Annotated in this window: 21 protein-coding genes and 1 pseudogene; 15 read left to right on the top strand and 7 right to left on the bottom strand. The window is 72.6% G+C overall.

Annotation, left to right across the window (positions count from 1 at the left end; all coding sequences use genetic code 11):
- Window positions 1-80 precede the first annotated feature (80 nt).
- Entirely contained in the window at window positions 81-1,538 is a 1,458-nt protein-coding gene (locus AC0VYN_RS34875; RefSeq protein WP_475534180.1) for an aminopeptidase P family protein, read from the top strand.
- A 103-nt stretch (window positions 1,539-1,641) separates the two neighbouring features.
- On the opposite strand, the gene AC0VYN_RS34880 is transcribed toward AC0VYN_RS34875, so the two are convergent.
- Complete coding sequence (locus tag AC0VYN_RS34880; protein ID WP_475534181.1) at window positions 1,642-2,097, bottom strand: ATP-binding protein; 456 nt, start codon at window positions 2,095-2,097, stop codon at window positions 1,642-1,644.
- 221 nt (window positions 2,098-2,318) lie between these two features.
- Between AC0VYN_RS34880 and AC0VYN_RS34885 the strand changes: the two genes are divergently transcribed.
- The 9 genes from AC0VYN_RS34885 to AC0VYN_RS34925 all read left to right on the top strand — a co-directional run bounded on the left by AC0VYN_RS34885 (window position 2,319) and on the right by AC0VYN_RS34925 (window position 12,248).
- Window positions 2,319-3,161 (top strand): hypothetical protein, encoded by an 843-nt coding sequence (locus tag AC0VYN_RS34885; protein ID WP_475534182.1) that lies wholly within the window; start codon window positions 2,319-2,321, stop codon window positions 3,159-3,161.
- A 157-nt stretch (window positions 3,162-3,318) separates the two neighbouring features.
- The gene (locus tag AC0VYN_RS34890; RefSeq protein WP_475534183.1) at window positions 3,319-4,065 is read left to right on the top strand and encodes a YcnI family copper-binding membrane protein; all 747 of its coding nucleotides are present in this window, start codon (window positions 3,319-3,321) and stop codon (window positions 4,063-4,065) included.
- Window positions 4,066-4,148: 83 nt separating this feature from the next.
- On the top strand, window positions 4,149-4,799 hold the full coding sequence (locus AC0VYN_RS34895; protein ID WP_475534184.1) for an SCO family protein: 651 nt from the start codon (window positions 4,149-4,151) through the stop codon (window positions 4,797-4,799).
- Window positions 4,800-4,828: 29 nt separating this feature from the next.
- A complete protein-coding gene (locus AC0VYN_RS34900; protein WP_475537045.1) occupies window positions 4,829-5,263 on the top strand; it encodes a copper chaperone PCu(A)C in 435 nt (144 codons plus the stop codon).
- Window positions 5,264-5,276: 13 nt separating this feature from the next.
- Complete coding sequence (locus AC0VYN_RS34905; RefSeq protein WP_475534185.1) at window positions 5,277-7,265, top strand: copper resistance CopC/CopD family protein; 1,989 nt, start codon at window positions 5,277-5,279, stop codon at window positions 7,263-7,265.
- An 8-nt stretch (window positions 7,266-7,273) separates the two neighbouring features.
- Window positions 7,274-8,587, top strand: coding sequence for an iron uptake transporter deferrochelatase/peroxidase subunit (gene efeB / locus AC0VYN_RS34910; RefSeq protein ID WP_475534186.1), 1,314 nt, complete (start codon window positions 7,274-7,276; stop codon window positions 8,585-8,587).
- 84 nt (window positions 8,588-8,671) lie between these two features.
- A complete protein-coding gene (gene pheA, locus AC0VYN_RS34915) occupies window positions 8,672-9,604 on the top strand; it encodes a prephenate dehydratase (protein ID WP_385459188.1) in 933 nt (310 codons plus the stop codon).
- Between the two features lie 551 nt (window positions 9,605-10,155).
- On the top strand, window positions 10,156-11,433 hold the full coding sequence (serS, locus tag AC0VYN_RS34920; RefSeq protein WP_385459190.1) for a serine--tRNA ligase: 1,278 nt from the start codon (window positions 10,156-10,158) through the stop codon (window positions 11,431-11,433).
- On the top strand, window positions 11,430-12,248 hold the full coding sequence (locus AC0VYN_RS34925) for an HAD family hydrolase (RefSeq protein ID WP_475534187.1): 819 nt from the start codon (window positions 11,430-11,432) through the stop codon (window positions 12,246-12,248). Before serS ends, AC0VYN_RS34925 begins: the two co-directional genes overlap by 4 nt.
- Before the next feature lie 300 nt (window positions 12,249-12,548).
- Here the strand turns inward: AC0VYN_RS34925 and AC0VYN_RS34930 are convergent, their stop codons facing one another.
- From AC0VYN_RS34930 to AC0VYN_RS34945, 4 genes are read right to left on the bottom strand one after another with little or no spacing between them, the layout of a single operon-like run.
- Complete coding sequence (locus AC0VYN_RS34930) at window positions 12,549-13,268, bottom strand: ABC transporter permease subunit (RefSeq protein WP_475534188.1); 720 nt, start codon at window positions 13,266-13,268, stop codon at window positions 12,549-12,551.
- Window positions 13,269-13,279: 11 nt separating this feature from the next.
- Complete coding sequence (locus AC0VYN_RS34935; protein ID WP_385459194.1) at window positions 13,280-14,191, bottom strand: ABC transporter ATP-binding protein; 912 nt, start codon at window positions 14,189-14,191, stop codon at window positions 13,280-13,282.
- Between the two features lie 52 nt (window positions 14,192-14,243).
- Complete coding sequence (locus AC0VYN_RS34940) at window positions 14,244-15,161, bottom strand: ABC transporter permease (protein WP_475534189.1); 918 nt, start codon at window positions 15,159-15,161, stop codon at window positions 14,244-14,246.
- Complete coding sequence (locus AC0VYN_RS34945; protein ID WP_475537046.1) at window positions 15,151-16,113, bottom strand: ABC transporter ATP-binding protein; 963 nt, start codon at window positions 16,111-16,113, stop codon at window positions 15,151-15,153. Before AC0VYN_RS34945 ends, AC0VYN_RS34940 begins: the two co-directional genes overlap by 11 nt.
- Window positions 16,114-16,309: 196 nt before the next feature.
- Here AC0VYN_RS34945 and AC0VYN_RS34950 point away from each other — a divergent pair.
- The 5 genes and pseudogenes from AC0VYN_RS34950 to AC0VYN_RS34970 all read left to right on the top strand — a co-directional run.
- Window positions 16,310-16,408 (top strand): annotated as a pseudogene (locus AC0VYN_RS34950) (M24 family metallopeptidase); the annotation flags it as partial.
- Window positions 16,405-18,162 carry an SDR family oxidoreductase gene (locus AC0VYN_RS34955; protein WP_475534190.1) on the top strand — a complete coding sequence of 586 codons (1,758 nt, stop codon included), beginning with the start codon at window positions 16,405-16,407 and terminating at the stop codon, window positions 18,160-18,162. The pseudogene AC0VYN_RS34950 and the gene AC0VYN_RS34955, both read left to right, overlap by 4 nt.
- A 112-nt stretch (window positions 18,163-18,274) precedes the next feature.
- Window positions 18,275-18,838 carry an RNA 2'-phosphotransferase gene (locus tag AC0VYN_RS34960; RefSeq protein WP_475534191.1) on the top strand — a complete coding sequence of 188 codons (564 nt, stop codon included), beginning with the start codon at window positions 18,275-18,277 and terminating at the stop codon, window positions 18,836-18,838.
- Window positions 18,839-18,932: 94 nt separating this feature from the next.
- Window positions 18,933-19,838, top strand: coding sequence for an LLM class flavin-dependent oxidoreductase (locus AC0VYN_RS34965; protein ID WP_475534192.1), 906 nt, complete (start codon window positions 18,933-18,935; stop codon window positions 19,836-19,838).
- Window positions 19,839-19,886: 48 nt separating this feature from the next.
- Window positions 19,887-20,771 carry a Cof-type HAD-IIB family hydrolase gene (locus tag AC0VYN_RS34970; RefSeq protein WP_475534193.1) on the top strand — a complete coding sequence of 295 codons (885 nt, stop codon included), beginning with the start codon at window positions 19,887-19,889 and terminating at the stop codon, window positions 20,769-20,771.
- Between the two features lie 36 nt (window positions 20,772-20,807).
- Here the strand turns inward: AC0VYN_RS34970 and AC0VYN_RS34975 are convergent, their stop codons facing one another.
- Window positions 20,808-21,857 (bottom strand): M23 family metallopeptidase, encoded by a 1,050-nt coding sequence (locus AC0VYN_RS34975; protein ID WP_475534194.1) that lies wholly within the window; start codon window positions 21,855-21,857, stop codon window positions 20,808-20,810.
- A 123-nt stretch (window positions 21,858-21,980) separates the two neighbouring features.
- Window positions 21,981-23,663, bottom strand: a complete 1,683-nt coding sequence (locus AC0VYN_RS34980) for a sensor histidine kinase (protein WP_475534195.1) — start codon at window positions 23,661-23,663, stop codon at window positions 21,981-21,983.
- Window positions 23,664-23,705: the final 42 nt, after the last annotated feature.

The following is a 23,705-nucleotide window of genomic DNA, read 5'->3' on the forward strand; positions in this document are numbered from 1 at the left end:
AACAGGTCCTTCGGCCCTGGGCCCCCTTCCGTACGACCGTACGATGGGAGTGGTCCAGTGCCGTAACAAGGAGGATGACCGTGGCGGAGGAGCTCACCCCGGAGACCCCGGACGAGGCCGACGAGCCGATCAAGCAGCGCAAGAACGGCCTGTACCCGGGCGTGTCCGACGAGCTGGCCGAGAGCATGAAGTCCGGCTGGGCCGACACCGAGCTGCGCGACCTGCGGCCGATCGCCCAGGCCGCCGAGACCGCCGCCCGGCGCTCCGCGCTCTCCGCCCGCTTCCCGGGTGAGCGCCTGGTGATTCCCGCGGGCAACCTGAAGACCCGCTCGAACGACACCGAGTACTCCTTCCGCGCGTCGGTCGAGTACGCCTACCTGACCGGCAACCAGACGGAGGACGGCGTCCTGGTCCTGGAGCCCGAGGGCGACGGCCACGCCGCGACGATCTACCTGCTGCCGCGCTCCGACCGCGAGAACGGCGAGTTCTGGCTGGACGGCCAGGGCGAACTGTGGGTCGGGCGCCGCCACTCCCTCACCGAGGCGGAGAAGCTGTACGGCATCCCCGCCTCCGACGTGCGCGAACTCGCCGGCCGGCTGCGCGAGGCCACCGGCCCGGTGCGCGTCGTGCGCGGCCACGACGCCGGCATCGAGGCGGCGCTGACCGACAAGGTCACCGCCGAGCGCGACGAGGAGCTGCGCGTCTTCCTCTCCGAGGCCCGCCTCGTCAAGGACGAGTTCGAGATCGGCGAGCTGCAGAAGGCCGTCGACTCCACCGTCCGCGGCTTCGAGGACGTCGTGAAGGTCCTCGACAAGGCCGAGGCGACCAGCGAGCGCTACATCGAGGGCACCTTCTTCCTCCGCGCGCGCGTGGAGGGCAACGACGTCGGCTACGGCACCATCGCCGCCGCCGGCCCGCACGCCTGCACCCTGCACTGGGTGCGCAACGACGGCCCGGTCCGCTCCGGCGACCTGCTGCTGCTCGACGCGGGCGTGGAGACGCACACGTACTACACGGCGGACGTCACGCGCACGCTGCCGGTCAACGGCACGTACAGCGAGCTCCAGAAGAAGATCTACGACGCCGTGTACGACGCCCAGGAGGCCGGCATCGCGGCGGTGAAGCCGGGTGCCAAGTACCGCGACTTCCACGACGCCGCCCAGCGTGTGCTGACCGAGCGGCTCGTCGAGTGGGGCCTGGTCGAGGGCCCGGTCGAGCGGGTGCTGGAGCTGGGCCTCCAGCGCCGCTGGACGCTGCACGGCACCGGCCACATGCTCGGCCTGGACGTCCACGACTGCGCCGCGGCGCGCGTGGAGTCCTACGTGGACGGCACCCTGGAGCCCGGCATGGTCCTCACCGTCGAGCCCGGCCTGTACTTCCAGGCCGACGACCTGACCGTGCCCGAGGAGTACCGGGGCGTCGGCGTCCGCATCGAGGACGACATCCTCGTCACCGAGGACGGCAACCGGAACCTGTCCGCCGGCCTGCCGCGCCGGTCGGACGAGGTCGAGGCGTGGATGGCTTCGCTGAAGGGCTGACCTTCGGACAGCTGGCCGGGTACCGCACCGGGTACCCGGCCATCGACGTGCCCGGGGGGCCTCGCCGTCGGCCGGTTCGGCGACCACGGGCACCCACTGCCCGTCACACCGCGATCAACGGTGCGTCCTTGCGCCACTTGAGGAGCTTGTCGAAGCTCACCACGGCCCCCGCCCGGCCCGGCGTGCCGCCGAAGTGCACGTGGTCGGCGAGCTCCCGGATGAGGCACAGGCCGCGCCCGTGCTCGGCGTCGGCGGGCGCCGCGCCCGTCGGCCGGACGGGCACTTCCGCGTCGAAGCCGGGGCCCGTGTCCGCGACCTCGATGCGGCACCGCTCGCCGTCGAGGTAGGCCGTGACGCGGTACGCGGCCGAGGCGCTGCCGGGCCCGGCGTCGCCGCCGTGCTCGACGGCGTTGGCGCAGGCCTCGCTGAGGGCGACGGAGAGGTCGAAGGAGATGTCGGGGTCGACGCCCGCGGTCTCCATCGTGCCGAGCAGCAGGCGCCGGGCCAGGGGCACGCTCGCAGCCTCGCGCCGCAGATGGAGTGACCACCAGATGCTCATGCTCCAGCCTCCCGGCCGCGGCTCGACATACCGTTACGTATTGCCCCTCGTGCCCGGACGTAAGCGCAGTGTGCGCATCGGACCGCCCGTACGGCGGACGCGACCTCCCCGGCGAACGGTGTATGTGGGGCGGCTCGCACCAGGAGTGACCATCCGGTCGTACGGCATCTTGCGGACCTGCCGTACGGCGCGGGTGCCGCCAGTGCGATGATGAGCCCGCCATGACTGCCCCCCACCCGCCTTCGGCGCGCTCCGGGATCGATCTCCGGATCCTGCGGGCCGCGGTGTTCGCCGCGGTCTGCGTCGTGCTGGCCGCGGCGGGGCACACGCTGGCCTCCTGCGCCACCGTCCCCCTGTGGTCGCTGGGCGCGGGATTCCTCGGGGCGGTCGTGGTCGCCGTGCCCCTCGCCGGGCGCGAACGTTCACTGCCCGGCATCGCGGTGCTGCTCGCGGTCGGCCAGACCGCCCTGCACACCGTGTTCGGGCTGGGCCAGCACGGAGCCGCGGCGGTCAGCACGGCGGCGTCCCCCGGCGGGCCGGGCCCGCTGTCCGACGCCTCGCTGGTCCAGCAGGCCGCCCGTCTGGTGTGCGGGACCACCGCCGCGGCGATCAGCCCGGCGCAGGCCCAGCGGATCCTCACCGACGCGCGGCTCGCACCGGCCTCCGGCGCCCACCCGGGCGCGGCCCATCACCCGGCGGACGCCCTGGCCGGCGCCGCCGGCTCCTCCGCCCCACTGCTGCCGTCCCTGCCGATGCTGCTCGGCCACGTCCTCGCGGCACTCGCCGCCGGCTGGCTGCTGCGGCGCGGGGACCTGGCCGTGGCGCGGCTCGTCGCGCTGTCGGCGCACTCGGCCCAGTCGATGGCCGAGGGAGCGTCCGTCCGTGCCCTGCGTGCGGCGCTCGCACTGGTGCGGGCCCTGCACCGCGGGCTCGCGGGCGCGCCCCGCACGGGTCCGCGTCCGCCGCGCACCGCGCTGCTCGTGCCGGCGCGGCCGCGCACCAGCGCCCTCCAGCACACGGTGATCAGACGGGGTCCGCCGAGCGCCTTCGCCCTCGCCGCCTGACACGACGCGACCACCGACCGCGCCACCCGCTTCCGCCTCACGGCCCGGGTGACGAGGAGGGGCCGCCGTCGTGCGGCACGCGCGCGTGCGCGCATCCCTCTCGTCACTCCCGACCCGGCTTCCCGCCGGTCATCACACGAAGCGGAGTACTCCGTTCATGAAGGTTTCCCGTATCACCGCCGTCGCTTCCGCGGCCGGCATCGCCGTCCTCGCCCTGTCCGCCCCCGCCTTCGCGCACGTCAGCGTCCAGCCGGAGGGCCCGGCCGCCAAGGGCGGCTACGCGGTCGTCGCCTTCAAGGTCCCCAACGAGCGTGACGACGCCTCCACCACCAAGCTGGAGGTCACCGTCCCCGCCGACCACCCGCTGGCGTCCGTGATGCCGCAGCCGGTCGCCGGCTGGAAGGTCGAGGTGACCCGGTCCAAGCTGGACAAGCCGCTGGAGTCGCACGGCGAGAAGCTCACCGAGGCCGTCTCCAAGGTGACCTGGACCGCCGAGGGCAAGGGCATCGAGCCCGGCTACTTCCAGAAGTTCCCGCTGTCCGTCGGCGCGCTGCCCGAGGACACCGACCAGCTGGTCTTCAAGGCGATCCAGACGTACTCCAACAAGGAGGTCGTGCGCTGGATCGAGGTGCCGCAGGAGGGCCAGGAGGAGCCCGACAACCCGGCGCCCGTGCTCGAACTGACCGCCGCCGAGGGCGACTCCCACGGCGCGGCGGGCGCGAAGGCCGGCGCCGACGCCGAGTCCGCCGCGCCGAAGACCGCGGCCGGCGACTCCACCGGCTCCGGCGACGACAGCGACACCACCGCCCGCGTCCTCGGCATCGTCGGCATCGTGATCGGCGCCGCGGGCGTCGCCTACGGCGTCCTCGCCGGCCGCCGCCGGGACACCGGCGCGACGGCGTAACAGCACCCCCCGCCGGTGTGCGCCGGGGCTCCGTCCGCGGACCCCGGCGCCACCGGAGCACATCACATCTGGGACATATCTCTATGCGCAAGAAGACCTTCGCCGCGGCGGCGCTGCTCGCCGCCGCCACCCTGACCCTCTCCGCCTGCGGCAGCGACGGCGACGGCGACAAGCCCGTCACCGTGGTCTCCGAGGACACCGCCAAGCAGGCGGCCACCGTCCTCGACAGGCCGTTCGACAAGCCGGACCTGGTCCTGACCGACACCCGGGGCAAGCAGTACGACCTGCGCGAGCAGACCGCCGGCAAACCCACCCTGGTCTACTTCGGCTACACCCACTGCCCCGACGTGTGCCCGCTGACCATGAACAACGTCGCGGTGGCCAAGAAGCAGCTCCCCCAGGCCGAACAGGACAAGCTGCGCATCGTGTTCGTCACCACCGACCCCGAGCGGGACACCCCCGCCGCGCTCGGCAAGTGGCTCCAGGGCATCGACCCGCAGATCGTCGGCCTGACCGGCGACTTCGACACCGTCCAGGCCGGCGCCCGCACCCTGGGCATCTCCATCGACCCGCCGACCAAGGACAAGGACGGCAACGTCGTCTCGACGCACGGCACCCAGGTCATCGCCTTCTCCCCGAAGACCGACGCCGGCTACGTCCTGTACGGGGAGGACGCCACCGTCGACGACTACACCGAGGACCTCCCCGAGCTGATCAAGGGGGAGAACCCGTGACGGGCCGTCCCGCCCTGGTCGCCGCGGCGATGATCGGCGCCCTGGTCCTCACGGGCTGCGGTGACGGCTCCGACGCGTCCTCGGCCGCCGAACTCTCCGTCGGCGCGGCCTACATACCGCAGCCCGTCTCCGACACCATGGCCGCCGGGTTCCTCACCATCACCAACAAGGGCGGCGCCGACGACGAGCTCACGTCCGTCACGAGCGCGGTGGGCGAGGTCACCGTCCACGAGACCGTCGGCGGCGCGATGAAGGAGGTCGACCGCCTGCCCGTCCCCGCCCACGGTGAGCTCGTCCTCGAGAGCGGCGGCAACCACCTGATGTTCGAAAAGCTGAAGCACCGGCCCGAACAGGGTGAGACGGTCTCCATCGAGCTCCACTTCGCCCACTCCGGCCCCGTCACGGTCGAGGTGCCGGTGAAGCCGGCCACGTACCGGCCCACCGCCGGACACACCGGACACTGAGGGAGGGACCACCTTGACGCAGACCACCGCCCCGCGCGTGCGGACCCTGGTGCTGCTGCTCCTGGCCGCGGTCTGCGCGCTGTTCGCCGCCGCCGGCCCGGCCTCCGCGCACGCCGCGCTGACCGGCAGCGATCCCCAGCAGGGGGCGGTGGTCGACCGGGCCCCGGCCCAGGTGTCGCTCACCTTCTCCGAAGCCGTCTCGCTCGGCGACGACTCGCTGCGCGTCCTCGATCCCCAGGGCCGGCGCGTCGACGAGGGCCGCCCCGCCGGCACGAGCGGCACGACGTACGCCGTGAAGCTGCACGCGGGCCTGCCCGACGGCACCTACACCGTCGCCTACCAGGTCGTCTCCGCCGACAGCCACCCGGTCTCCGGCGCCTACACCTTCTCCGTCGGGGCCCCCTCCCGGACCACCGTGGAGGTCGGCGGACAGGAAGCGGGCGGCGGCGCCGTCGGCCTGCTCTACGGCCTCGGACGGTACGTGTCGTACGCCGGGTTCGTCGTCCTGGCCGGCGGCGCCGCCTTCGTCCTCGCCTGCTGGCCGCGCGGGTCCGGCGTGCGGCCGCTGCAGCGGCTCGTCGTCTCCGGGTGGCTCGCGCTGACCGCCGCCACCCTCCTGCTGCTTCTGCTGCGCGGCTCCTACACCGGCTCGGGAAAACTCGGCGACGTCTTCGACCTGGGCCTGCTCGGTGAGGTCCTGCAGACCAAGAGCGGCGCCTCGCTGGTCTCCCGGCTGCTGCTGCTCGCGGCGGCGGCCCTGTTCATCGCCGTGCTCTTCGGCGCCTACGACAAGCGCCAGGACGAGGATAAGCGGGACCTCACCTTCGGTCTCGCGGCCGGCGGGACCGTCGTGGCCGCCGGGCTCGCGGCGACCTGGGCGCTGTCCGAGCACGCTTCCGTCGGCCTCCAGGCGGGCCTCGCCATGCCGGTCGACGTCGTCCACCTGCTGGCCGTCGCCGGCTGGCTCGGCGGACTCGCCACCCTGATCGTCGCCCTGTACCGGGCACCCTCCGACGCCCCCGTCCCCGCGTCCGCCGTGCGCCGCTTCTCGCGCATCGCCTTCGGCAGCGTGGTCGCGCTCGTGGTGACCGGTGTCTACCAGTCCTGGCGCCAGCTCGGCTCCTGGTCCGCGTTCACCGACACCCGCTACGGACAGCTGCTCCTCGCCAAGATCGCTCTCGTGGCGGTGCTGGTCGGCGTCGCGTACTTCTCTCGGCGATGGACCGCACAGCTCGCCGGGACGACGTCCGCCGACGCGCCGCGGCGGGAGAAGGAGCGAGTCTCCGTGGCCGGTGGCCGCGGGAAGGAGACGGCGGACGCCTCCGGAGGGGCGAAGACGTCGGGGACGTCGAAGGACTCCGGCGGCTCCGGGGCGACGGCCGCGCCGAAGGTCTCCGGGGCGGCGCAGAAGTCCGGGGACTCCCGGCGCGCCGCCCAGCTCGCCCGGCAGCGGGCCGCCATGGACACCGCCCGCCGGAAGCGGCTGCGGGACGCCGACCCCCACCGCCTCGGCCTGCGCCGGTCCGTGCTCGCCGAGGCGGGCGTCGCCGTCGTCCTGCTCGCCGTCACCACCGTGCTGACCCAGACCGAGCCCGGACGCACCGAGCAGGAAGCGCAGGCCGCCGGCCGGTCCTCCGTTGCCTCGTCCGCCGCGGCGTCGGGCGCCGTGACCCTGGACATGCCCTTCGACACCGGAAGCGCGAACGGCAAGGGCGTCGTACGGGTCGAGCTCGCCCCCGCCCGGGTCGGCGACAACGACCTGCACCTCTATGTCGAGGACCCCGACGGCCGTGCCGTCGACCTCCCCGAGGTCAAGATCGCCTTCACGCTGGAGGCCAAGGACCTCGGCCCCCTGCCCGTCGTCCCCGAACACATCACCACCGGACACTGGTCGGCGAGCGGAGTGCAGCTTCCGATGGCCGGCGACTGGAAGGTCGCCGTCACCGTCCGCACGTCCGACATCGACCAGGTGACCATCTCCAAGAACGCGCAGATCGGCTGAACCGCAACATGGCTGACCAGTCCACCCCGGAGACCCGCATCCCAGAGGCGACGCCCGGGGCATCCGCCGGGCCCGGCCCGTACGACGCCGGCGACGCCGAGCCGCGTGGGGGCATCTCACGGCGGCGGCTCCTCGGCACCGCCGGTGCCACCGGGCTCGCGCTCGGCGCGGCGGGCGGCGCCGTGGGGTACGCCGCCGCTCCCTCCTCCGCGGCCACGCCGCTCACCACGGTGGGCAGCGCGCAGGTGATGTTTCACGGGAAACATCAGCCCGGCATCACCACCCCGATGCAGGCCCGCGGGCACGTCGTCGCCTTCGACCTGAAGCCGGGCGCCGGGCGCAAGGAGGCCGCCGCACTGCTCCGCCGCTGGTCCGACACCGCCCGGCGGCTGATGGCCGGCGAACCGGCCGGAACCGGTGACACGGGCGTCGCGCTGGACGCCGGGCCGTCCTCCCTGGCCATCACCTTCGGCTTCGGCCACAGCTTCTTCGGCCGGACCGGGTTGGACGGTCAGCGCCCGGCCGCCCTCGACCCCCTGCCCGACTTCTCCTCGGACCACCTCGACAAGGCCCGCAGCAACGGTGACCTGTGGGTGCAGATCGGTGCCGACGACGCCCTGGTCGCCTTCCACGCGCTGCGCGCGATCCAGCGGGACGCCGGGGCGGCCGCGCGCATCCGCTGGCAGATGAACGGCTTCAACCGCTCACCCGGCGCCACCGCCCACCCCATGACCACCCGCAACCTCATGGGCCAGGTCGACGGCACCCGCAACCCCAAGCCGGCCGACGCCGGCTTCGAGGAGCGGATCTTCGTGCCCGAGAAGGGCGAGCCCGCGTGGATGGCGAACGGCTCCTACGTCGTCGTGCGCCGGATCCGCATGCTCCTCGACGACTGGGAGCGACTCTCCGCCAAGGCCCAGGAGGACGTCATCGGACGCCGCAAGTCCGACGGCGCCCCCCTGTCCGGAGGCACCGAGACGACCGAGATGGACCTCGAGAAAACGGACGGGTCCGGCAAGCTGGTCGTCCCGATCAACGCGCACGCCCGCATCACCCGTCCCGACCAGAACGGCGGCGCCACCCTGCTCCGCCGCCCGTTCTCGTACCACGACGGCTTCGGCACCGACGGCGTCCCCGACGCGGGCCTCCTCTTCATCTGCTGGCAGGCCGACCCCCTGCGCGGCTTCGTGCCGGTGCAGCGCAAGCTGGACCGCGGGGACGCGCTGTCGCGGTTCGTCCGGCACGAGGCCAGTGGCCTGTTCGCCGTCCCGGGCGGGGCCGCGGAGGGCGAGTACGTGGGGCAGCGACTGCTGGAGGGATGATCCGTCGCCCCGACGGGTCATCCCGTGGGGTGGCGGGCCAGGGAAGCGTGCTGGGCTTACGGCGAGGCCACTAAGGTGAGGCTCATGCCCGCCAGTTACGCGTATCTCGGTCCCGAAGGCACGTTCACCGAAGTCGCCCTGCGCACACTTCCCGAGACGGCGACCCGGGAACTGGTCCCCTACGTGTCCGTCCAGTCGGCGCTCGACGCCGTCCGCGTCGGCGAGGCCGAGGCCGCGTTCGTGCCGATCGAGAACTCCGTCGAGGGCGGCATCACCACCACCCTCGACGAGCTGGTCGCCGGTCAGCCCCTGATGATCTACCGCGAGGTGCTGCTGTCCATCACCTTCGCGCTGCTGGTCCGCCCCGGCACGAAGCTGTCGGACATCAAGACGGTCACCGCCCACCCGGCCGCCCAGCCCCAGGTGCGCAACTGGCTCAAGGCGCACCTGCCGGACGTGGCCTGGGAGTCGGCCGCCTCCAACGCCGACGGTGCCCGCCTCGTGCAGGAGGGCCGGTACGACGCCGCCTTCGCCGGCGAGTTCGCCGCCGAGCGGTACGGCCTCGAGGTCCTCGAGTCCCAGATCCACGACGCGGAGAACGCCCAGACGCGGTTCGTGCTCGTGGGCCGCCCCGCCCGGCCCGCGGCGCCCACCGGTGCGGACAAGACGTCCGTCGTCCTCTGGCAGCGCGACGACCACCCCGGCGGGCTGCGCGATCTGCTGGGCGAGTTCGCCACCCGGGGCATCAACCTCATGCTGCTCCAGTCCCGCCCCACCGGCGCCGGCATCGGCAACTACTGCTTCTGCGTCGACGCCGAGGGGCACATCTCCGACCGACGGGTGGCCGAAGCTCTGATGGGCCTGAAGAGGATCTGCCTCCAGGTGCGCTACCTGGGCTCGTATCCGCGTGCGGAGGTCGATGCGGCGGATCTGGCGCCGCTGCGGCGGGGAACCTCGGACGAGGAGTTCACCGCGGCGGCCGACTGGGTGGCGCGGTGCCAGGACGGCCGGTTCTGACCCGTCGTACCTGCCGATTTTCGTTATCCACAGAAGTTATCCACAGGCCCACTTCTCGACCTGGGGACAAGTCGACAACGAAGCACCCTTCGGTCGACAAATCACCCTACGGGCACCCACTTCGTCCACAGGGGGTCAAGTCACCCCTCGTTCACCTGTTTCTTGCCCTCCTCCCTCCGGAGTGCCCCCTTTCCACTCGAAAGTGCGCACGCAGGGAGTTTGGCGCGGGAAATTCTCGTCCCGCATGCCCACACATGCCCGATTAGGAATGATCACTTCCGGAGTCCACAGAACTTTCGCACAGGCTGTGGATAACTTTCCCCGACCCGCACCCCCTGTGGACAGACGAATCCCCAAGTGCCCTTCAGCGCAAGGAAGTCGGGTCAACCCGGCACCCGCCGCCTGCATCGTTCCAGGGAATGAGACGCCCTTTATTGACAGATGCGGCAGGAGGGAGCACAAGGCACCATTTCCCCCCTGTCCGAGCGCGCGGAACGCGGTCGGCAATAGTGAGTCGTGAGCCGTCACCGCGCACCGGTAGCCTTGACCGCGTGATTGACCTTCGCCTGCTCCGTGAGGACCCCGACCGTGTGCGTGCGTCGCAGCGCGCCCGTGGAGAGGACGTCGCGCTCGTCGACTCCCTCCTGTCTGCCGACGAACGGCGCAGGTCGTCCGGCGTCCGCTTCGACGAGCTGCGCGCCGAGCAGAAGGGCCTCGGCAAGCTCATCGGCAAGGCCACCGGAGACGAGAAGGCCGAGCTGCTGCAGCGCGCGAGCCGGCTCGCCGCCGACGTCAAGGCCGCCGACGCCGATCGCGACGCCGCCGACGCCGACACCCAGGAGCTGCTCCAGCGGCTCGGCAACCTCGTCCACCCCGACGTACCCGTCGGCGGCGAGGAGGACTTCGTCACGCTGGAGACGCACGGCACGCACCGCGACTTCGCGGCCGAGGGCTTCGAGCCCCGCGACCACCTGGAGCTGGGCCAGCTGCTCGGCGCCATCGACGTCGAGCGCGGCGCCAAGGTGTCCGGCTCGCGCTTCTACTTCCTGACCGGCGTCGGCGCGCTCCTGGAGCTCGCCCTCGTCAACGCGGCGATCGCCCAGGCGACGGCGGCCGGCTTCACGCCGATGCTGACCCCCGCGCTGGTGCGCCCGCAGTCCATGGCCGGCACCGGCTTCCTCGGCCAGGCCGCCCAGGACGTCTACCACCTCGACAAGGACGACCTGTACCTGGTCGGCACGTCCGAGGTGCCGCTCGCCGCGTACCACATGGACGAGATCCTCGACGCCTCCCGGCTTCCGCTGCGCTACGCCGGCTTCTCGCCCTGCTTCCGCCGCGAGGCGGGCTCGCACGGCAAGGACACCCGGGGCATCTTCCGCGTGCACCAGTTCGACAAGGTCGAGATGTTCTCCTACGTCCTCCCCGAGGACTCGCAGGCGGAGCACCAGCGCCTGCTGGAGTGGGAGAAGCAGTGGCTGACGTCGCTCGAGCTGCCCTTCCGCGTCATCGACGTCGCCTCCGCCGACCTGGGCGCCTCCGCCTCGCGCAAGTTCGACTGCGAGGCGTGGATCCCGACCCAGGGCAAGTACCGCGAGCTGACCTCGACCTCGGACTGCACCGAGTTCCAGTCCCGCCGCCTGTCGATCCGCGTCCGCGAGGACAAGAAGGTGCGCCCGCTGGCGACGCTCAACGGCACCCTGTGCGCCGTACCGCGCACGATCGTGGCGATCCTGGAGAACCACCAGCAGGCCGACGGCTCGGTGCGCGTGCCCGAGGTGCTGCGCCCGTACCTGGGCGGCCGGGAGGTCCTGGAGCCGGTGGCCAAGTGAGCGACACCGGTTCCGCCGGGGGGTTCCCCTACCGGCTGATCGCGACCGACCTCGACGGCACGCTGCTGCGCAGCGACGACTCGATCTCGCAGCGCACCCGTGAGGCGCTCGCCGCGGCCACCGCGGCGGGCGCGGCCCACATCGTGGTCACCGGCCGCGCGGTGCCGTGGACCCGCCACATACTCGACGACCTCGGGTACGACGGGCTGGCCGTCTGCGGGCAGGGCGCGCAGGTCTACCACGCCGGGGAGCACCGGCTGCTGACCTCGGTGACGCTGGACCGGCAGCTGGCCGGGGTGGCGCTGGCGAAGATCGAGGCGGAGACCGGCCCGCTGTACCTGGCGGCGAGCCGCGACGGGCTGGACGGCGACGTGCTGGTCGGCCCGGGGTACGCGGTCGGGGGCGACCTTCCGGCGGTGCCGTTCACCGATGCCTCGGACCTGTGGTCGGCACCGTTGAACAAGATCTACATCCAGCACCCGACCCTGTCGGACGACGAGCTGGCCGAGGCGGCCCGGCAGACCGCGGGCGGCTTCGTCACGGTCACCATGGCGGGTGCGGGCGTCGTCGAGCTCCTCCCGCTCGGCCTGTCGAAGGCCACCGGGCTGTCGCTGGCGGCGCGCCGGCTCGGTCTCAAGGCGGCGGACACGATCGCCTTCGGCGACATGCCCAACGACATCCCGATGTTCGGCTGGGCCGCCCGGGGCGTGGCGATGGCCAACGCCCACGCGGAGCTGAAGGCCGTGGCCGACGAGGTGACGTACTCGAACGACGAGGACGGGATCGCCGCGGTGCTGGAGCGGCTGGCGCTCTGACGGCCCGGGCGGTGGGCCACGGTGGACCCGTGCGGTGGCCGGCTGCGCCATGACGGCGCGGTGCCATGACGGCTCGATGCCGTCACGGCCCGGTGGCACGGTCCGGCCGGCGCCGGTGTCCCCTCGGCCGGCCCACGCGAGGCTCTCGCGTGCTCGAAGCGGCCGCCCGTGCGCCGGCGCCGGCCGGCCTCGTGCACGCATCACACTGCCGCCCCGGCACACCGGACGCCACCGAATAAGGCGTCCCGGCCCCGGTGTACCCGGGGCCGGGACGAACGCACCGTCAGGACCGGGGCCCGGTCACTCCTCCCCGGCGAGCGTCAGCGACCGCAGCTTCCGGCCCGCGTACCAGGTCGCGAGCACGGTGACCGCGACCAGCAGCACCGTCGCGGTCGGCAGCCCCACGTCGGAGGTCACCAGGTTCCCGTCGGCGACCTTCTGCGCCACGGCCAGCGACCACTGCTGGACGCTCAGGGTGCGGGCGCCGGGCACGAGGGAGCCGAACAGGGCCTCCCAGACGAGGGCGTAGACGAGCCCGAAGACCACCGCGTGCCGGGACACCGTGCCGAGCAGCAGGAAGAGCGCGGCGTAGGCGATGGAGGCGACCAGCGCGGCGATCGTGTAGGCGACGGCGACCTGCTGGCCGTTGCCGTTGAGGATCAGGCCGGCGAGCAGCGTGGGCACGGCGGAGAACACCATGGTCACGGCGACGGCGACGATCAGCTTGGTGAAGATGATCGTCGGCCGCTTGACGGGCTTGGACAGCAGGTACACGACCGAGCCGTCGTCGATCTCGGGGCCGATGGCTCCGGTGCCGGCGATGACGCCGATGATCGGCACCATGGTGGCGAGCGCGAACCCGCCGAGCACGTCGGAGGCCGTCTGGTCGTCGGCTCCGGCGAGGGCCCGCACCGCCACGGCGATGACGAGCAGCAGCAGGGGGAGGGCCCCGAGGATGAGGGCCCGGCGGCGGCCGAGCAGGGCCCGGTAGGTGAGCCGGGCGACTGTGGGGTCGTACATTCTTCGGCCTCCTACGCCGCGACGAGATACGAGAAGACGGACTCGAGGGACTCGTCGGACGGCGAGACCGTGAGCAGCCGGATGCCGTGGTCGCGGGCGACCCGGGGCAGCAGGGCCGTGAACCGGCCGAAGTCGACGGCCTGGACGCGCAGCGCGCCCTCGGCGAGGTCGACCTCGATGCCGGACGTCGACGGGTCGGCGATCAGCGCCGCCGCGAGGGCCCGGTCGTCGCTGGAGCGCACCAGGTAGCGGTGCGGCCGGTCGGTCATCAGGCGGCGGATCCTGCGGAAGTCGCCGCTGGCCGCGTGGCGTCCGGCGACGATCACCTCGATGTGCCGGGCGAGCTGTTCGACCTCTTCGAGGATGTGCGAGGAGAACAGCACCGTGCGGCCCTCGTCGCCCATGCGGCGCAGCAGGTCCATCAGCTGCATGCGCTGGCGCGGGTCCATGCCGTTGAACGGCTCGTCGAGCAGGAGCAGGGAGGGCTGGTGGACGAGGGCGGACGCCATCTTCACGCGCTGCCGCATGCCCTTGGAGTACGTGGCGATCCTGCGGTCCTGCGCGTACTCCATCTCGACCGTGGCGAGGGCCTGCTGGGCGGCCTTGGCACCCAGGCCGTGGAGTTCGGCGTTGGCGAGGACGAACTCGCGGCCGGTGAGGAAGTCGTACATCGCCTCGCGTTCGGGGACGATGCCGATGTGCCGGTAGATGGTCTCGTTGCGCCAGACCTGCTGCCCGTCGAGGGTGACGGTGCCGGTGGAGGGGGCGAGGAAGCCGCCCATCATGTTGATGAGGGTGGACTTCCCGGCTCCGTTGGGGCCGAGCAGGCCGGTGACGCCGGGGCCGATCGTCATCGTGATGTCGTTGACGGCGACCACGTTGCCGAACCAGCGGGAGACGCGGTCGATGGAGAGAGTGCTCATGGGCGCAGCCCGTTCCTCGTGAGGGTGGTGGCGGCCGACGGGTGGGGCGTGGTCACAGTCCCACCTTCTTGTAACGGCGCATCAGGAGCCCGTACGCACCGGCGATCAGACCCAGGGTGACGAGGAGGTAGACCGCGCCCTCCGCGGTGCCGGGGCCGGTCCCGCCGGGGAAGGAGGACGTGGCGCCCAGGAAGGCGGACTGCACGCCGTCGATGAGGGTGATCGGCGAGAACAGGCCGATCCAGGCGATGGAGCCGGAGCTGTCCTGGACTTCCGCGATGGCCTGGAGGGTGGAGACCGCGCCGTAGGTGATGGTCAGGACGGCGATGACGGCGGCGATGCCGAAGCCGCGGCGCGGCGTGACCGAGGCGATGACCAGGCCGAGGCCGGCGAAGAGCAGCGAGAGCAGTGCCACGGAGACGAGTCCCTGTGCGAATCCCTTGGTCTGGTCGGCGAAGTCGAGCTTGGCGAGCAGGGCGCCCACGTACAGCACCAGCAGGGGGGCGGCGGTGAGGAGGAAGAGCGCCGAGGCCAGGGCCGCGTACTTGGCGCGGACGTAGTCGGCGGTCTCGATGGGCCGTGAGAAGTAGAGCGGCACTGTCTTGAAGCGCAGGTCGCGCGAGACCGACTGGGGTGCCTGGGAGGCGACGTAGAGGCTGATGACGGCCTGGAGGACGATCGCGTAGCGCGTGTAGTCCAGGGGCAGGTCGTCGGCCTTGGTGGCGACGGCGACGGCGACCATGATGCCGGCGGGCAGGCACATCACCACGAACAGGAGCATCGGCAGGACCTTGGACTTGGCCGAGCGGCCGAGGCCGTAGGCGCCGCGCAGGGACTGCGAGTACAGGGAGCGGCGGGCGTAGGCGCGGCCGAGGCGGGGGCCGTCGTAGCTGCGGTAGCCGATGTTGTGGATGCGGGTCTGGTCGCCCGGCCCCGTGGCGGGTGCCGGCAGGGGCTGTTCAGTTGCCATGGCCGACCTCCTCCTTCCGTGCTGCGTCGCTGTCCTTGAAGACCTCCGAGATGTGGTGCCTGCGCTGCTCCATGCGCACCAGGCCCAGGCCGAGGTCCGCGATGACGTCCCGGACGAGGTCGTACGTCTCCTCGCCCGACGCGCTGAGCAGCAGGGTGTGGCCGGCGCCGGGAAGGCCGCTGCCGTCCTCGGTGGTCACCCCGCGCGCGTGGAGCGCGTCGCGCGCCGCGCGGGTGCCGTCGGGGTGCTCGTCGGTGTCGGTGACCTCGATGGCGAGGGTCGTCGTGGTCTGGGTGAAGTCGGTGGTGGAGCTGGAGCGCAGCAGCTTGCCGCCGTCGACGACGACCACGTGGTCGCAGGTGCGTTCCAGTTCGCCGAGCAGGTGGGAGGTGACGAGGACCGAGATGCCGAAGTCGGTGTGGACGCGGCGGATGAGGCCGAGCATCTCGTCGCGGCCGACCGGGTCGAGGCCGTTGGTCGGCTCGTCCAGGAAGACCAGTTGCGGGTCGTGGACGAGGGCCTGCGCGAGCTTCACGCGCTGCTTCATGCCGGTCGAGTAGCCGCCGATGGGGCGGTAGCGCTCCTCGTACAGCCCCACGTGGCGCAGTGTGTCGGCGGTCCGTTCCCGCGCGGCGGTCGGGGGCAGGCCGGACATGCGCGCCATGTGGACGACGAACTCGGTGGCCGAGACGTCGGGCGGCAGGCAGTCGTGTTCCGGCATGTAGCCGACCCGCTCGCGGATGTCGGCGCCCTGCGTGGCGACGTCGAGTCCGAGCACCCGGGCCCGGCCCTCGGTGGCGGGGGACAGACCCAGCAGGATCTTGATCAGGGTGGACTTGCCGGCGCCGTTGGCGCCCACGAGTCCGGTCACACCGGGTCCGATGTCCACGGAGAGCCGGTCGAGCGCGGTCACCCGGGGGAACCGCTTGCTCAGGCTTTCGGTCGCGATCACAGTCACATCCACGACGGTAGTGACGCCCGACACGCCGGTCGTCAGACCGGAGAGCCGTCTTCGGGTCAGACTCGAGTAGTACCCGCCCGTAGGGGATGCGGTACCTGAGGGTCACGGCCCGGGTTCCGGGGGCCGCGCCCCGGCCCTATTGACGCCGGGTCTAACAACTGGGAGATTCGGCGGCGTCACGGACGGGGATCTCCTGGTCGTCACCGACTCCGCGGGTCCCGGGAGAAGAGCCGTTCGTCCGGACGACGATCTGCCGCACGTGCGGCGCTGGGCGGAGGAGAGATGACGGTTCCGGACGGAGCACGGGAGCGCCGGGTGCGCTCGGGCGATGTCGAGCTGTGCGTGGCCGAGCTGGGTGACCCGGGGCAGCCGACGGTCGTCCTGGTACACGGTTACCCGGACAGCAAGGAGGTCTGGTCCGAGGTGGCCGCCCGCCTCGCCGGCCGGTTCCACGTGGTGCTCTACGACGTCCGGGGCCACGGCCGGTCCAGCGCGCCGAGCCCGCTGCGCGGCGGGTTCACGCTGGAGAAGCTGACGGACGACTTCCTGGCCGTTGCGGACGCGGTCAGCCCCGGCCGGCCCGTGCACCTGGTGGGTCACGACTGGGGCTCCGTGCAGGCGTGGGAGTTCGTCACGGTCAGGCGCACCGAGGGCCGCATCGCGTCCTTCACCTCGATGTCGGGGCCGTCCCTCGACCATTTCGGCCACTGGATCGGCCGGCGGGTCAGGCGGCCCACCCCGCGCCGCGTGGGCCAGCTCCTCGGCCAGGGCGCCAAGTCCTGGTACGTCTACCTGCTGCACACACCGGTCCTGCCCGAACTGGCCTGGCGCGGCCCGCTCGGCAAGCGCTGGCCGGGAATCCTGCGGCGCGTGGAGAAGGTGCCCGGCGGGGACTACCCGACCGCGTCCCTGCCGTCGGACGCCGCGCACGGAGCCTGGCTGTACCGGGACAACGTCCGGCCGCGGCTGCGGCACCCGCGCGAGGACGCCTACGCGCACGTGCCCGTCCAGCTCGTCACGCCCCTCGGCGACGCGTTCCTCTCGGAGCGGCTCTACGACGAACTGGAACGGTGGGCGCCGCGGCTGACCCGCCGCACCCTGCCCGCCAAGCACTGGGTGCCGCGCACCCGGCCCGACCGGCTCGCGGACTGGATCACGGAGTTCGTCACCGAGGTCGAGGGCGGACGGACCGGGGCGACGGCGGGCGGCAGGCACGCCGACCGCTTCGGCGGTCAGCTGGTCCTGGTCACGGGCGCGGGCAGCGGCATCGGCCGGGCGACGGCGTTCGCGTTCGCCGAGGCCGGCGCTCGCGTGGTGGCCGTCGACCGGGACGCCGCGTCCGCGGCCCGCACCGCGGAGCAGTCACGGCTGCTCGGCGCCCGGCAGGCCTGGGCGGAAACCGCCGACGTGTCCGACGAGCAGTCCATGGAGAAGCTCGCTGCCAGGGTCGCCGCGGAGTACGGCGTGGTGGACGTCCTCGTGAACAACGCCGGGATCGGCCTGTCGGGCTCCTTCTTCGACACCACGCCGGAGGACTGGAAGAAGGTCCTCGACGTCAACCTGTGGGGCGTGATCCACGGGTGCCGCCTCTTCGGCCGGCAGATGGCGGAGCGGGGACAGGGCGGCCACATCGTGAACACCGCCTCGGCGGCCGCCTTCCTGCCCTCCAGGGTGCTGCCCGCCTACAGCACGTCCAAGGCGGCCGTGCTGATGCTCAGCGAGTGTCTGCGTGCCGAACTGGCCGGGCAGGGGATCGGCGTCACGGCGATCTGCCCGGGCCTCGTCAACACCAACATCACCTCGACGGCGCGCTTCGCCGGGGTCGACGCGAGCGAGGAGAGGCGACGGCGGCAGCGCACCGCCCGGTGGTACGGGAAGCGCAACTACCCGCCGGAGAAGGTCGCCGCCGCGATACTTGAGGCCGTGGTGCACGACCGGGCCGTCGTCCCGGTCACACCCGAGGCACGCGGCGCCCACCTCGCGTCCCGCTACCTGCCGGGGGCGTTGCGCAGGCTCGCCCGGGTGTCGCCGCCGCTGTAACCGCCGCGGGAGCGTCCCCACGGGCCTGCGGACACCCTCGTACGGCCGTGGACCGCACCTCGGGCGGCAAAACCGTTCGCGCGACACGTGCCGCTCTCGGCACGCTGGTCGCATGGACGAAGAACAAAGGGACGACAGACGCACCGTGCGGGTGTCCAAGTACCTGTCGAAGCATCTACGGCACCAGCCGGACCGCATCGGGCTCACCCTCGACGAGGCCGGCTGGGTCGAGATCGAGGCGCTGCTCGCCGCGGCGGCCGCGCACGGCTTCCGCTTCACCCGGCAGGAGCTGGACCACGTGGTCGCCACCAACGACAAGCGGCGGTTCGCCGTCGAGGGCACCCGCATCCGGGCCAGCCAGGGCCACAGCGTCGACGTGGAGCTCGGACTGCCCGCGGCGGAACCGCCGGCGTATCTCCACCACGGGACCGTGGCCCGCGCCCTCGACGCGATCCGGGCCGAGGGCCTGCGCCCCATGAACCGGAACCACGTGCATCTCTCACCGGACCGGGAGACCGCCACCCGGGTCGGCGCCCGACGCGGCAGGCCGGTCGTCCTGTCGGTGGACGCCGCCGCCATGCACCACGACGGCCACGTCTTCCACGTCAGCGCGAACGGGGTCTGGCTGACCAAGGCCGTGCCTCCGCGCTATCTGCGTTTCCCCGGCCCGCACTGACACCATCCGATCGCGAGGTGGGGGACCAGTCGCACACGGTGACGCCGACGACCGTTTCACGTGAAACAGGGACCGGCCGCATAGGCTCGGAGGCATGAGCCTTCGCTTGAGCACTGTGATCCTTCCGTACCGCCGCTGGCACGAAGGCGGCCGTTCGGCCTGGACCCGGGCCGAGCAGCTCGGTTTCCACACCGCGTACACCTACGACCACCTGTCCTGGCGGAGCTTCCGTGACGGGCCGTGGTTCGGTGCCGTGCCGACGCTCACGGCGGCCGCCGCCGTGACCGAGCGCCTGCGTCTGGGCACCCTGGTCACCTCGCCGAACTTCCGGCACCCGGTGACGCTGGCCAAGGAGCTCATCTCCCTCGACGACATCTCCGGCGGCCGCATCACGCTCGGCATAGGAGCGGGCGGCACCGGCTTCGACGCCACCGCGCTCGGCCAGGAGCCGTGGACGCCGCGTGAGCGGGCCGACCGGTTCGGCGAGTTCCTCCCGCTGCTCGACCGGCTGCTCACCGAGGACGCCGTGTCGTACGAGGGCGACTTCTACTCGGCCCACGAGGCGCGCAACATCCCGGGCTGCGTCCAGCGGCCCCGGCTGCCGTTCGCGGTGGCCGCGACCGGCCCGCGAGGCGTGCGGCTCGCCACGCAGTACGGGCAGGCATGGGTGACCACCGGTGATCCGAAGCTGTACGAGAACGGCACCCCCGAGCAGTCGGACCGGGCGCTGCGAGCCCAGGCCGACAAGCTGGCCGACGCCTGCGCGGCGATCGGCCGTGAGGTCAGCGAGCTCGACAAGGTCCTGCTCAGCGGCTTCACCCCGGACCGCAGCCGTCCGCTGGAGTCCGTGGACGCCTTCGTCGACTTCGCCGGCCGCCACCGCGACCTGGGCTTCACCGAGCTCGTCGTCCACTGGCCCATCCCGGACTCGGACTTCACGGCGGACGAGAAGATCTTCGAGCGGATCGCCATGGAGGCCCCGGCGCAGTTGCAGGGATGAGAGCCGTGGCTCACAGATGTGCGGACTCCCGCACGGGCGTGCGGGCATATGCGTGACAATGGCCGGGTGACCTCAGCGACCCGACAGCCCGAGACCCCGGCCGCCGCCGTGCGCCCGCGACTGATCGCCACCGACCTGGACGGCACGCTGCTGCGCGACGACAAGTCGGTCTCCCCGCGCACGGTCGCGGCACTGGCGGCCGCCGAGAAGGCGGGGATCGAGGTCTTCTTCGTCACCGGCCGCCCCGCCCGCTGGATGGACGTCGTCAGCGAGCACGTCCACGGACACGGCCTCGCCATCTGCGGCAACGGCGCGGCCGTGGTCGACCTGCACGGCGGCCCCGGTGCCCATCGTTTCGTGAAGGTCCGGGAGCTGGCCCGCGAGAACGCGCTGGACGCCGTACGGCTGCTGCGCGACGCGGCCCCCGGCACGGTGTACGCGGTGGAGCAGACCTACGGCTTCCATCAGGAGCCGGCGTACCCGAAGCTGCATATCGAGGTGCCCGACACCCTCGCGCCCGCCGAGGAACTGCTGGCGCCGGGGGTCGACGGGGCCGAGCCGGTCCTCAAGATCCTGGCCTTCCATCCTGAACTGGAGCCCGACGCCTTCCTCACGCTGGCCCGCCTCGCCATCGGCGACCGCGCCAACGTCACCCGGTCCAGCCCCAGTGCCCTGCTGGAGATCAGCGGCCCGGAGGTCTCCAAGGCCAGCACGCTGGCCCTGTGCTGCGCCGAGCGCGGCATCTCGCACGAGGAGGTCGTCGCCTTCGGCGACATGCCGAACGACGTCGAGATGCTCACCTGGGCGGGGCGCTCGTACGCCATGGGCAACGCGCACCCGGAAGTGATCGCCGCCGCCTCGGGCCGGACGGTCGCCAACAACGACGACGGGGTCGCGGTGGTGGTGGAGCGCATCCTGGCGCAGACCCTGTGACGAGCGGGGCCCGTACGGGACCGCCGGCCGGCCCCTTCAGAGCGGCACCCCGTGCTCTTTCAGCCACGGCACCGGGTCCACGGCCGAGCCCGGCTCCGGTGTGACCCGCACCTCGAAGTGCAGGTGCGGCCCGGTGGAGTTGCCGGTGCTGCCCGACTGCCCGATCCACCGCCCCGGTCCGACCCGCTCGCCCCGGCGGACCGAGACGGCGGCGAGATGGGCGTACTGCGTGCAGTAGCCCCCCGGGTGCCGCACGACGACCTGCATGCCGAAGGCGCCTCCGCACGTCACCCTCACCACCCGGCCCTCGCCGACCGACCGCACCGGCGACCCGACCGGCACGGCGAAGTCCTGCCCGGTGTGGCGGTTCGCCCACCGCGCACCGCCGCTGCCGAAGGACGCCGACAGTCGGTACGTCTCCACCGGTGCGACCCACGCCCGCGAGGAGCGCGGCTCCGGCTGGTCCAGGCGGACCGCGCCGGGGCAGGAGCCGTCCGCCACCGACGCGTTCGCCTCCCCCGCCGGCCGGGACCGTGCCGCCAGCAGCTTGTGCTCGATCGTCTTCCTGAGGGCCGCCAGCTCACCGTTCCGTCTCTCCAGTGCCTGCCGGGCCGCGGTCGCCCGGGCCTCTTCGGCGGCGAACCGGGCCTCGGCCCGCCGGCTCCGGCCGAGGGCCCTGTCCACGGCCAGGTCGGCCCGTCGCAGCGCGTGCCGACCGCGCATCAGCTCGTCCGGGTCGTCGGCGAGGACCATCCGCGCGGTGAGCGGGAGGCCGCCTCCACCGCGGTACTGGGCGCGGGCGATGCTGCCCAGGTCCTCGTGCACGGCGACGACCTCCTGGCGTTGCCGGTCGAGCAGTTCGTCGTAGTGCCGGGCCCTGGACCGCTGCGCCTCGGCCTCGCGCCGGCCCCGCTCGTACTGTTCGGTGGCCTTGGCGGCCTCCTCGTACAGCCGTGCCACCCGCGCCGCGGCGGCGGTGCCGGACCCGCCGCTCCCGTCGGTGGCTCCGGCCGGACCGGTGGCGAGTACGGCGAGTGCGCACAGCACCACCGGGACGAGCAGCGGACGGCGGCGAGGTGAGAGCATGGCAGCGATCGTGGCCCGGACACGGGCGCGCGATCCCGTCCGTGTCGTACGGGAGGGGGACCGATTGCTGCACACGGCCCAGTGCCGTTGCTGCACACGGGTCAGCGCGCGCCTGACGGCTCCTCAGTACGGTGCCTCCCACAGCACCGTCGTCCCGTGGCCGTCCGCTTCCGGGCCGGGTCCGACGCGGCTCGCGCCACCGAGCGTCTCGGCGCGGCGCTCCAGATTGCGCAGGCCACTGCGCCTGCCGTCCTCGGGGATGCCGACCCCGTCGTCCGCGACGGTCAGCCGGACGCCCGGCCGCCCGTCCGGCAGCGTCACCTCCGCGTCGACGACCACGTCGATCCGCGTGGCCCGGGCGTGCCGGAAGGCGTTGGACAGCGCCTCGCGCAGGGCGGCGACGAGGTTCTTGCCGGTCAGGTCGCCGACCGCGCCGTCGACCGGGCCGACGAAGCGGTACGAGGGGGTGAAGCCCAACGGCGCGGACGCCATGGTGATCTCCCGCAGCACCTGGGCGCGCAGCCCCGCGGGAGCCTCGGCGGGCTGCTGCAGCGCGAAGATCGCCGAGCGGATCTCCTGAATGGTCACGTCGAGTTCGCCGACGGCCCTGCCCACTCCGTCGCGCACCTCGGGCACGAGCGGTCCGCGCTGGGCGCTCTCCAGCATCATGCCCGTGGCGAACAGCCGCTGGATGACGAGGTCGTGCAGGTCACGGGCGATGCGGTCACGGTCCTCGTACACGGCGAGCCGCTCCCGGTCCCGCTGCGCGTCGGCCATCATCAGTGCCAGCGCGGCCTGTGCGGCGAACTGGCCGCCGAGCGCGCGCTCCGTCCGCGTGAACGGGTGCCCTCCCCGCGCCCGGGGCATGACCAGGCTGCCGAGGATCCGTCCGTGGCTGCACAGCGGCAGGAGCATGATCGGTCCGTAGGCCCGCACCGGCCCGGTGTCCAGTCGCGGGTCGGTGGCCGCGTCGTCGACGAACACGGCTCGCCCGGCACGGAGTTCTGCGATCACCCCGTTGTCCGGCGGGACGACCGTGCCCAGCGCGTCCGTGGGGCGCGGCGCCGCGACGGCCGCGATCTCCATGCCTCCCCCGTCGGCGGTCAGCAGCACGATTCCGGCAGCCGCCCCGGAGAGCCGGCGGGCCTGTTCGGCGACGACCTGGAGGGCGTCGTCGGTGTCGCCGCCGGACAGCAGCGCGGTGGTCACGGCGACCGAGCCGTCGATCCACCGCTCCCGCTGCTGCGCGGACTCGTACAGCCGCGCGTTGCTGATGGCGATGCCCGCCTCCGTGGCGAGGACGCGGACCATGGCCAGGTCGTAGTCGTCGAACGACTCGGCGTCCCGCTTGTCCGTCACGTAGAGGTTGCCGAAGATCTCCCCCTGCACACGGATGGGCACCCCGAGGAAGCTGCGCATCGGCGGGTGGTGCTCGGGGAAGCCGCAGGAGCGCGGATCGCCGGTCAGGTCCGTGAGCCGGACCGGCTCGGGGTCGCGGACGAGGGCGCCCAGCAGGCCCTTGCGGCCGTCGGGCAGGTGCCCGATCCGGCGGACGGTCGCCTCGTCGATGCCGTGGTGCACGAAGTCGGCGAGACCGTCGCCGTCCTCCGCGACGACGCCGATGGCCGCGTACCGGGCGTCCGCGAGCTCGGCCGCGGTCTCGCAGATCCGGTTCAGCGTGGAGTGCAGCTCCAGCCCGGTGCCCACCGACCGCATCGCCTCCAGCAGCTTCGGCACGCGCGCCAGGAGCTCGGCCGACACTCCGTCGCGGGAAGGCGGACGGCCGGGGGACGGGGCTGCGGACATGAACCGAGCCTAATCAGACGGTTTTATTCAGGAAAGTCGGAA

It is taken from the genome of Streptomyces sp. 63XJN7_1_ISO-PGPR-S23-121 (assembly GCF_056173025.1).

What these genes read in the sequence shown, in the direction of transcription:
- AC0VYN_RS34880 (WP_475534181.1), bottom strand. Translation starts at nt 2,097, where the DNA reads ATGAGCATCTGGTGGTCACTCCATCTGCGGCGCGAGGCTGCGAGCGTG.
- AC0VYN_RS34885 (WP_475534182.1), top strand. Translation starts at nt 2,319, where the DNA reads ATGACTGCCCCCCACCCGCCTTCGGCGCGCTCCGGGATCGATCTCCGG.
- AC0VYN_RS34890 (WP_475534183.1), top strand. Translation starts at nt 3,319, where the DNA reads ATGAAGGTTTCCCGTATCACCGCCGTCGCTTCCGCGGCCGGCATCGCC.
- AC0VYN_RS34895 (WP_475534184.1), top strand. Translation starts at nt 4,149, where the DNA reads ATGCGCAAGAAGACCTTCGCCGCGGCGGCGCTGCTCGCCGCCGCCACC.
- AC0VYN_RS34900 (WP_475537045.1), top strand. Translation starts at nt 4,829, where the DNA reads ATGATCGGCGCCCTGGTCCTCACGGGCTGCGGTGACGGCTCCGACGCG.
- efeB (WP_475534186.1), top strand. Translation starts at nt 7,274, where the DNA reads ATGGCTGACCAGTCCACCCCGGAGACCCGCATCCCAGAGGCGACGCCC.
- pheA (WP_385459188.1), top strand. Translation starts at nt 8,672, where the DNA reads ATGCCCGCCAGTTACGCGTATCTCGGTCCCGAAGGCACGTTCACCGAA.
- AC0VYN_RS34930 (WP_475534188.1), bottom strand. Translation starts at nt 13,268, where the DNA reads ATGTACGACCCCACAGTCGCCCGGCTCACCTACCGGGCCCTGCTCGGC.
- AC0VYN_RS34935 (WP_385459194.1), bottom strand. Translation starts at nt 14,191, where the DNA reads ATGAGCACTCTCTCCATCGACCGCGTCTCCCGCTGGTTCGGCAACGTG.
- AC0VYN_RS34940 (WP_475534189.1), bottom strand. Translation starts at nt 15,161, where the DNA reads ATGGCAACTGAACAGCCCCTGCCGGCACCCGCCACGGGGCCGGGCGAC.
- AC0VYN_RS34955 (WP_475534190.1), top strand. Translation starts at nt 16,405, where the DNA reads ATGACGGTTCCGGACGGAGCACGGGAGCGCCGGGTGCGCTCGGGCGAT.
- AC0VYN_RS34960 (WP_475534191.1), top strand. Translation starts at nt 18,275, where the DNA reads ATGGACGAAGAACAAAGGGACGACAGACGCACCGTGCGGGTGTCCAAG.
- AC0VYN_RS34965 (WP_475534192.1), top strand. Translation starts at nt 18,933, where the DNA reads ATGAGCCTTCGCTTGAGCACTGTGATCCTTCCGTACCGCCGCTGGCAC.
- AC0VYN_RS34970 (WP_475534193.1), top strand. Translation starts at nt 19,887, where the DNA reads ATGCGTGACAATGGCCGGGTGACCTCAGCGACCCGACAGCCCGAGACC.
- AC0VYN_RS34975 (WP_475534194.1), bottom strand. Translation starts at nt 21,857, where the DNA reads ATGCTCTCACCTCGCCGCCGTCCGCTGCTCGTCCCGGTGGTGCTGTGC.
- AC0VYN_RS34980 (WP_475534195.1), bottom strand. Translation starts at nt 23,663, where the DNA reads ATGTCCGCAGCCCCGTCCCCCGGCCGTCCGCCTTCCCGCGACGGAGTG.